We start from the raw sequence: 7497 nt of genomic DNA, 5'->3' as shown, positions 1-7497 counted from the left end.
GGATGAAGCAAGGCTGGATGTACCTCTACGCCATCATGGATTGGTATTCTCGCTTCATTGTGGATTGGCAATTGGATCAAAGCCTTGAAATCGGGTTCGTATTAGAGACTATGAGAAGGGCGCTAGCCAAACGCAAACCCGCCATTATTAACAGTGATCAAGGGAGCCACTTTACCAGCCCACAGTACACAGATTTGCTAAAGGAGAACGAAATCCGCATCAGCATGGATGGCAAAGGCCGTGCAAAGGACAACATCGTTATAGAACGGTTCTGGCGTAGCCTGAAGTACAATGAGATTTATATCAACGACTATACTAGCCCGCGAGAAACGAGGCAAGGTGTGGAACGCTATATCCATCTACACAACCACTACTTACCACACCAGTCATTGGATAACCATACACCAGCTGCTGTGTATAACCGGGATGTTGTACTGTTATCCACATGTGAATAACAGTAGCGGTGTTCGTCAAGAAAGTTGTCTTATATTTATATCTAAACTTAAAAAATCCTACCGCGCTTCGCTTGCTGCCCTCTTCATAAAAGATTCGTTCTAACGAACCAATCTTTTATGAAGAGGATGAAATTTTACCAACATTTCAGCGCTTTGGGGTGATCTTGGGTGTAGGAGGAAACCATTTCTCCCACGCCTTCGCTTATACTATGTCCTCCACCTGTGGACAATATCTAATTGGCGCTATTCCCCTCAATTTCCATACAGGAAGAGGAGATCAAGACCCTTGTATTATAGAAATATCTAAGTAATTTAATCTTGTATACACCTTAATTTTTCAAAAAAACTGTCTTGACTTCTTGTAGCACCATATGCACAGAATGCGAAAGAAATCTTTTCTGTTTTGATTGTAGAGCATTAGACTATTATAAATCCAAAGAAATAAATGGAATGGTTTATTGTAACAGAATAGAAGAAGAGCAGGTAGACATTAATTCAACAAGATCTAAACAAAAAGAGGCGATTGAGAATGGATAGTTTGAAAATACTATTTATATATATGAAAGAATTTAAGAAGAGTTTATCAGTTGCCATAGTATTGCTTATTGTGCTCTCTGTTTTGTCTATTATACCTGCGATATTGGTGAAAAATATATTCGATGTCGGAATTTCTAATAACAATTTTAACTATGTTTTAATTTTCAGTTCTCTCCTTGGGGTTATTTATTTGCTGAAAAGTATTTTAAATTATTTCTCTAATCTAGTTTTTACAAAGGTAAGTCAGAATATCATATTTAATTTAAGAAAAAATATATCTTCTAAACTACTTAGATTACCTATGGAATTCTTTAATTTTCATCCAAGTGGGTATCTTACTTCTAGACTAAATGAAGTAAATAACATAAGTGGGCTTATTTCTTCTAACACTTTTAAAGTATTACTGAGTTTCTTTGAATTACTTACTACATTAATTATTTTAATTAATATCAATCTTAGACTCACACTAATATTATGTTTAATGATGCCTGTATACTACATCGTTTCAAATAAATATTTATCATCTATCTATAAAATATCCACAGAAGCAGCTGAAAAGAGCGCCATTTTAAATGACAAAATACAGCAATCTGTACAAGGAATCGAAGAAGTTAAAAATCTATCAGTAGAACAAAAAGAAACAGATAAAATTAATTCTGCGACAAAGGACCTTGTGGATGCTAGTATAAAGCAATCTATTCTATATTCTGTTGGTTTGGAATTAATTATTTTAATCGGATCACTTTCTTCTGTTCTTCTGATTGTTTTGGGAGGAAGAGATGTTATAACTGCTAATATGACAATGGGAGGATATATAGTTTTTATGAATTATCTGCCTAAACTATATTCCCCAGTTCAAAGTATATCGACAACAGCTTTAACTATTCAGCCTGCCATTGCAAGCTTAAAAAGACTTCACATTTTTCTTGATGAAGTAGGTGAAAATGATGAGAGTAAGGAAAAAATTAATTGCGTCCATAGCATAGAATTCAAGAATGTATCATTTAGATATAAAGAAGGCCAGCCTTATGTCTTGAATGATATTAGCTTTGCATTAAATAGTAATGACAAGCTTTTAATTAAGGGAGAAAATGGTACAGGGAAAACGACAATATTTAGAATAATTATGGGACTATACAATATTAAGGGTGGAGAAGGTGAAGTCCTGATTAATGGAGTGCCTATTACTAAATTAGATAAACAATCATTACGGAAGAACATAGGTATTGTTTCTCAAAAGATATATTTATTTAATGATACTATTGAGAATAATATAAAATATGGTACAGAATATATTGATGAAGTAAGTTATAAAAACATTCTAAACATAACTGGTTTAGATAAGATCATTGCTTCTTTTCCTGAAGGTGAAAATAAACTTGTGGGGGAGAATGGAAGTAATCTTTCTGGAGGTCAAATTCAAAGAATAGCAATAGCTCGAGCTTTACTTAAAGGAGCAAAAATTCTATTATTTGATGAAGCAGTATCAAATATGGATATTGTAGGTAGATTAAATATAAAGGATCTTCTGGAAAGTGATTTAAATAATTATATCTGTTTAGTTATCGATCATGGTAACGACTTTGATTATGTTTGTAACAAGAAAATTGTACTACAAAATAAAAAAGATAAGATAGATAAATTCGTGTACAATATATAGCTTGACTCTTATCTAATACTAATACAATAAAGGAATAGCTTATTGATTTAAACAACTTTATTGTTATATTTTTAAGTACAGTAAAGTATCTTACAATAAAAATTAAACAACTTTATTTTAACCCTGTCCTAAATTTAGAATGGGGTTATGCTTGTTTGAGGTTTTAAAATTAAATAACTTTATTGTCAATTTACATGAGAGATCATTTTTTCGGATCAAACAAAAGTGTTGTCTGAGGGTTGGTACTATTTTTAAACTTTTTATTTTCCTATCATTTTGTTAGCTGTGAAAAGTCTTAGTAAGCGTGAAAAATTGAAAGGAGGGGAAAGCAAATGAGTGATAATAAATTAGATATGCTCCTAACTGCCTTAACAGAGTTTAGAAGTGATTTTAAAGAATTCAAACAGGAAAATGAAAAACAATCGCAAGCAAATAATGAGCAACTTAAAGGAATGAAAGAACATTCACAGGAAAATAAAGAGCAACTTAAAGAAATAAAAGAACAATTGGTTCGCATTGAAGAAACTGTTCTACGCTTGGAAGCTGACCAGCCAGCAGCTATTATCGGTATTCTTAACCAAATCAATAAAAAACTGGATGATCGGGATAGTGAATTACAGGTTTTAAACAAACGCCTATTTAAAACAGAAAGTGAAATCGAAAGACTTACTCGTCAATAGGTGCGACTAGTAGTCTTCCCTTTAAGGACAGGATTGCGAAAAAACAAGAGAAAAAAGGCAAGAATAAATTTTTTCACCCTGCCTTTAATTTCCAGATACGAGAGAATGCAGATACATCTTAATGAGGAAAAGAACCAATTTCATTTAACGAATGGTGAAATCTGTTCTATTTTTCATGTCATGAAAAATGGCCAACTTGGCCATCTCCATTATGGTAAGGCGCTTAAGCACCGGGATGATTTCTCCCCTTTTCAACGATACAATGTACCAACAGCTGCGAATTGTTCATCTAGCGTTAACACAAGATTCACTTCCATTTCTATATTGGGCATGGCATTTTTTCATAAAAAGTTCAACAAACCGTTTGCAGCGATTGAGGTCGATTGTTTGCGGCCTAAGCTCAACTTTTAACGTAACGGTCAAATCGGTATGGACATACAGCATATCCCGAAAGGCATCTACCGCCCCGCAAAAATTTGGATAAAAGCGGTCTCCTGTTCCAACCACACCTGTAATGATTTGTTTTCGATTGACCGATTCAAATGCTTCATAGAGTGGTTCCATTTCAGGCGGGAGCTCTCCATCACCCCACGTATAGGTTCCGACGACGATCGCATCATACTTGCTAAGCTGACCAAGGGGAAAATCTGTGATCCGGTATAGGTCTACAGTTGAAGCTTGCTTTCGAAAAAGCTTGTGCAGGATTTTTACAAGTTCTTCGGTATTCCCTGTTTTCGAAGTGTAGATGAATGCGATTTTCATAGCTCATCAAAACCGTTCGATTGCGATATTTTTGAATACGTCCTTGCTTTTTGTTCAAAGAAATCGGATTTTGTATCATTGATCATTTCATCACTGAACACATGAATCCAGGGCATCGGGTTTTCCCGATCGGGATAGCGGTTTGCGAGTCCAAGCTGGCGCAAGCGTTTATTGGCTAGGTATTCGACGTAATGCTCAAACTCTTTTAGGTCGATTCCTTTTATTTCTTTTAAAATAAAATGGGCCCATTCTTTTTCGAGTTGAACAGCTTGATCGATCGTTTGATAAATATAGTCAATATTTTCAGCTGTGTGTAAGTCAGGGTTTTCGGTTAACAAGATCCGAATGAACTGGGACATAAAATAGGCATGCTGCATTTCATCCCGCTGAATATAACTGATCATCGTGCTGGTTTTTACCATTTTCTGCTGCCGGGCAAGGTTATAGAAAAAGGCAAATCCTGCGTAAAAGTAAATTCCCTCCAAATTAATGGAGTTGACTCCAAGCTTAAGTAAATTGAGAGGTGTCGGGTACTGACGAAAGCCTTCGTATGCGTCTAAAATCAGCCCATTTCGTTTTTGCACAATTGGATCGTCTTTCGCTTGATTAAAGCGCGCGTTTTGCTCCCCTAAAGGGACAAGAGAACTGAGGATATAAGAATACGATTCATTATGTACGGCTTCTTGTTGTGAAATCACGGCAAAAATTGCTTTAAAGCTGGAATCTGTTACATAGTCCATGACTTGGCTCATTGTCGGTGTTTGTAGACTATCAAGTGAAGCGAGCTGGGTGTTTATGCGCAAAAAAATATCCTGCTCGACCATGCTTAGAGAGTCCCATTGCTTGATATCATCTTGCATATTGATTTCCTGTGCCTTCCAAAAATTTGACAATAGTGTCTGGTATAAATCATACATTTGTGGAAAAGCAATATCGTTCCAATTCAGTATTCCTGAGGATTTTCCATTGATAATACCTGTCGATTTATTGGGATGCTCGGGGTTTAGCAGTTTCATTCTTTGTAATGGTTGATGAATATTCATGTCAAACTCCTCCTTTGCCTGCCATGTTAGCTATGGCAGGCTTCACATTCTTCTATTTCAGCTTGCGATGTGCTCCTGACGTAATACGTTGTCTTTAATCCTTGCTTCCACCCCTCTAGATGAAGGGCTAGCAATTCTTTTGCTTTAATGTCGTGTTTTACATATAAATTAAAGCTGATCGACTGATCAATGTGGCGCTGCCGGGCTGCATTTTGCCGAATGCTCCAAAGCTGGTTTAATTGATGGCGCGCCCGGCGGTAGTAATCATACGTATAATGATTTAAATCAGGCGCAGTGACCTTGAATTTAAAATTCTTTTTCTCTTCGGCGTATTCCACGGCATATAAAGGATCGATGCCATCGGTTGAACCGCCAATTTTTGCCGTTGATGAGTTTGGTGCAATCGCCATTAGCCAACCATTGCGGATTCCGTATTTTTTGATTGCGGTTTTCAATTGGCTCCAGCGTTCGGATGTATATTGTTTCCGTTTAAAGTAGGCTCCCGTGTCCCACTCAGACCCCTGAAATTGGCTATATGCCCCTTTTTCTTTGGCAAGTTCCATTGATGAGCGGATCGTATAATAAGCAATTTCTTCATAGAGCTTGTCAGCATATTGAACCGCTTCTTCCGATTCCCAATGGATCTTTTTGAGGGCAAGAAGATGGTGCCAGCCGAATGTCCCAAGCCCAATTGCCCGGAACTTTTGATTGGTCTGTTGTGCTTGTCCGACTGTAATCGTATTGATATCAATCACATTATCCAACATCCGCACTTGAATTGGGATTAACCGGTTGAGGACATTGGTGGGAACTGCCTTTGCCAGATTAATCGATGACAGGTTGCAGACAACAAAGTCACCCGGTTTCCGGACGATTACAAGGTTCCCCTTTTCATCCTGATATTCATTTATTATGGTCGTGGCAGACATGTTTTGGGCAATTTCCGTGCAAAGATTGCTGCAGAAAATCGCTGTCCGTCCTTTGCCAAGAAGATGCTTGTTCGGATTTTGCCGGTTGACTTCATCCCGATAAAACAAATACGGAGTACCTGTCTCCAATTGTGCGACCATGATTCGAACCATAATGTCCATTGCCCGATATGTTTTTCTTGGTAGAAGCGGGTGGTTGACCGCTTCCATGTACTTTTCAGTGAAACATTTATGGTCGGTTTCATCAAAGAAGTCTTCAAGCCCAAGCGACCGGCCGTTATCATCTTTCCAGCCCATGATTTGCTTCACTTGATGCGGACAGAATGTGTGCCATTCGCCAATGCTCCGCCCCATTTCATCTGTTTCTTGAAGTCTTTCCATAAATAAATCCGGGACGGTGACACCAGTGAAAAGATCATGGGCTTTGCGGCGCTCATCGCCATTATTTGTTTTCAGATCGAGAAAGCCATTCATGATATCTTTATGGAACAAATCGAGATAAATCGCAATCGCTCCTTGGCGCTGGCCGAGCTGGTCCACACTTACTGCGGTATCATTGACTAATTTGATCCACGGAATGACACCAGATGAGTTCCCTTTAAATTTCTTGATATCGGAACCGAGGGCGCGAACTTTGCCATAATAAATCCCAATGCCGCCGCCGTCTTTGCTTAATCTCGCAATATCCCAATTGTTTAAATAAATTCCGTCCAAGGAATCGTCGACGGTATCGATAAAACAGGATGAAAGTTGGCCGAAATTTTTCCCGGCATTGGCGAGCGTGGGTGTTGCCACCGTCATATATAAATGGCTTAGTGCCCAATAAGCTTCCTTGACCAACTGTAAACGGCTGGAAGCTTTTTCATGCATCATCAACGTCATCGCGATGATCATAAACCGTTCTTGAGGAAGTTCGTATACATTCCGTTCATGGTCTTTGGCAAGATAGCGATCTGCCAGTAAAAATAAGCCAATATAATTAAATAAGTGATCTCGCTCCGGTTTGATTTCCCTTGCCAGTTCGTCTATTTCCTGTTTGGAATAGGAGTTTAGCAGATTAGTTGAATAGATCCCCTTTTCAGATAGGCTTTTGATTAGCATGTGAAATTCGCCGTACTTGGATGATCGATGATATCCGCGGTTTCTTGCTGCTTTTTCATACAATTCATTAAGATATAAACGGGCAGCCATATACGTCCAATTCGGCTCATCCATGGCAATTCGATTTAAGGCATAAAACAATGCCTGCTCGTTTGTTTCTGATTCAGAGACAAAGGTCTCTTTCACTTGGTTGATAAGGGCTGATGCGTCTATGTGGTACTCTTTTGCAGCTTCTTCGATTGTTTCCAAGATAGAAGATTGTGTAATCATCGTTTTCCTCCCAAAATAAAAAATCCGCTCATGAGGATGTGAGCGGATGAAACGACAACA

The 7497-nt window shown here is 37.9% G+C and carries 6 protein-coding genes; 3 read left to right on the top strand and 3 right to left on the bottom strand.

Annotated features, from left to right (window positions below; all coding sequences use genetic code 11):
- From ACQYAD_RS17940 to ACQYAD_RS17930, 3 genes are all read left to right on the top strand, one after another.
- Positions 1-455 (top strand): transposase (locus ACQYAD_RS17940; RefSeq protein ID WP_430240388.1); only part of this gene is annotated, 455 nt, incomplete at its 5' end.
- Between the two features lie 529 nt (positions 456-984).
- On the top strand, positions 985-2652 hold the full coding sequence (locus ACQYAD_RS17935; protein WP_430240386.1) for an ABC transporter ATP-binding protein/permease: 1668 nt from the start codon (positions 985-987) through the stop codon (positions 2650-2652).
- A gap of 332 nt (positions 2653-2984) precedes the next feature.
- Positions 2985-3332, top strand: a complete 348-nt coding sequence (locus ACQYAD_RS17930; RefSeq protein WP_430240383.1) for a hypothetical protein — start codon at positions 2985-2987, stop codon at positions 3330-3332.
- Between the two features lie 285 nt (positions 3333-3617).
- Here the strand turns inward: ACQYAD_RS17930 and ACQYAD_RS17925 are convergent, their stop codons facing one another.
- From ACQYAD_RS17925 to ACQYAD_RS17915, 3 genes are read right to left on the bottom strand one after another with little or no spacing between them, the layout of a single operon-like run.
- Positions 3618-4094: a flavodoxin domain-containing protein gene (locus ACQYAD_RS17925; protein ID WP_430240380.1), complete on the bottom strand. Its 477-nt coding sequence runs from the start codon at positions 4092-4094 to the stop codon at positions 3618-3620.
- A complete protein-coding gene (locus ACQYAD_RS17920; RefSeq protein ID WP_430240377.1) occupies positions 4091-5137 on the bottom strand; it encodes a ribonucleotide-diphosphate reductase subunit beta in 1047 nt (348 codons plus the stop codon). The genes ACQYAD_RS17925 and ACQYAD_RS17920 overlap by 4 nt, the downstream gene beginning before the upstream one ends.
- A 26-nt stretch (positions 5138-5163) precedes the next feature.
- The gene (locus tag ACQYAD_RS17915) at positions 5164-7437 is read right to left on the bottom strand and encodes a ribonucleoside-diphosphate reductase subunit alpha (protein WP_430240374.1); all 2274 of its coding nucleotides are present in this window, start codon (positions 7435-7437) and stop codon (positions 5164-5166) included.
- Positions 7438-7497: the final 60 nt, after the last annotated feature.

The sequence above is a fragment of the Neobacillus sp. SM06 genome (assembly GCF_050496765.1).
Classification (GTDB): domain Bacteria; phylum Bacillota; class Bacilli; order Bacillales; family Cytobacillaceae; genus JAEVLT01.
This window is presented reverse-complemented; position numbering and strand designations above follow the sequence as displayed.

Bases quoted from the DNA above. Each gene is read 5' to 3' on its own strand.
- ACQYAD_RS17935 (WP_430240386.1), top strand. From the start codon at position 985: ATGGATAGTTTGAAAATACTATTTATATATATGAAAGAATTTAAGAAG.
- ACQYAD_RS17930 (WP_430240383.1), top strand. From the start codon at position 2,985: ATGAGTGATAATAAATTAGATATGCTCCTAACTGCCTTAACAGAGTTT.
- ACQYAD_RS17925 (WP_430240380.1), bottom strand. From the start codon at position 4,094: ATGAAAATCGCATTCATCTACACTTCGAAAACAGGGAATACCGAAGAA.
- ACQYAD_RS17920 (WP_430240377.1), bottom strand. From the start codon at position 5,137: ATGAATATTCATCAACCATTACAAAGAATGAAACTGCTAAACCCCGAG.
- ACQYAD_RS17915 (WP_430240374.1), bottom strand. From the start codon at position 7,437: ATGATTACACAATCTTCTATCTTGGAAACAATCGAAGAAGCTGCAAAA.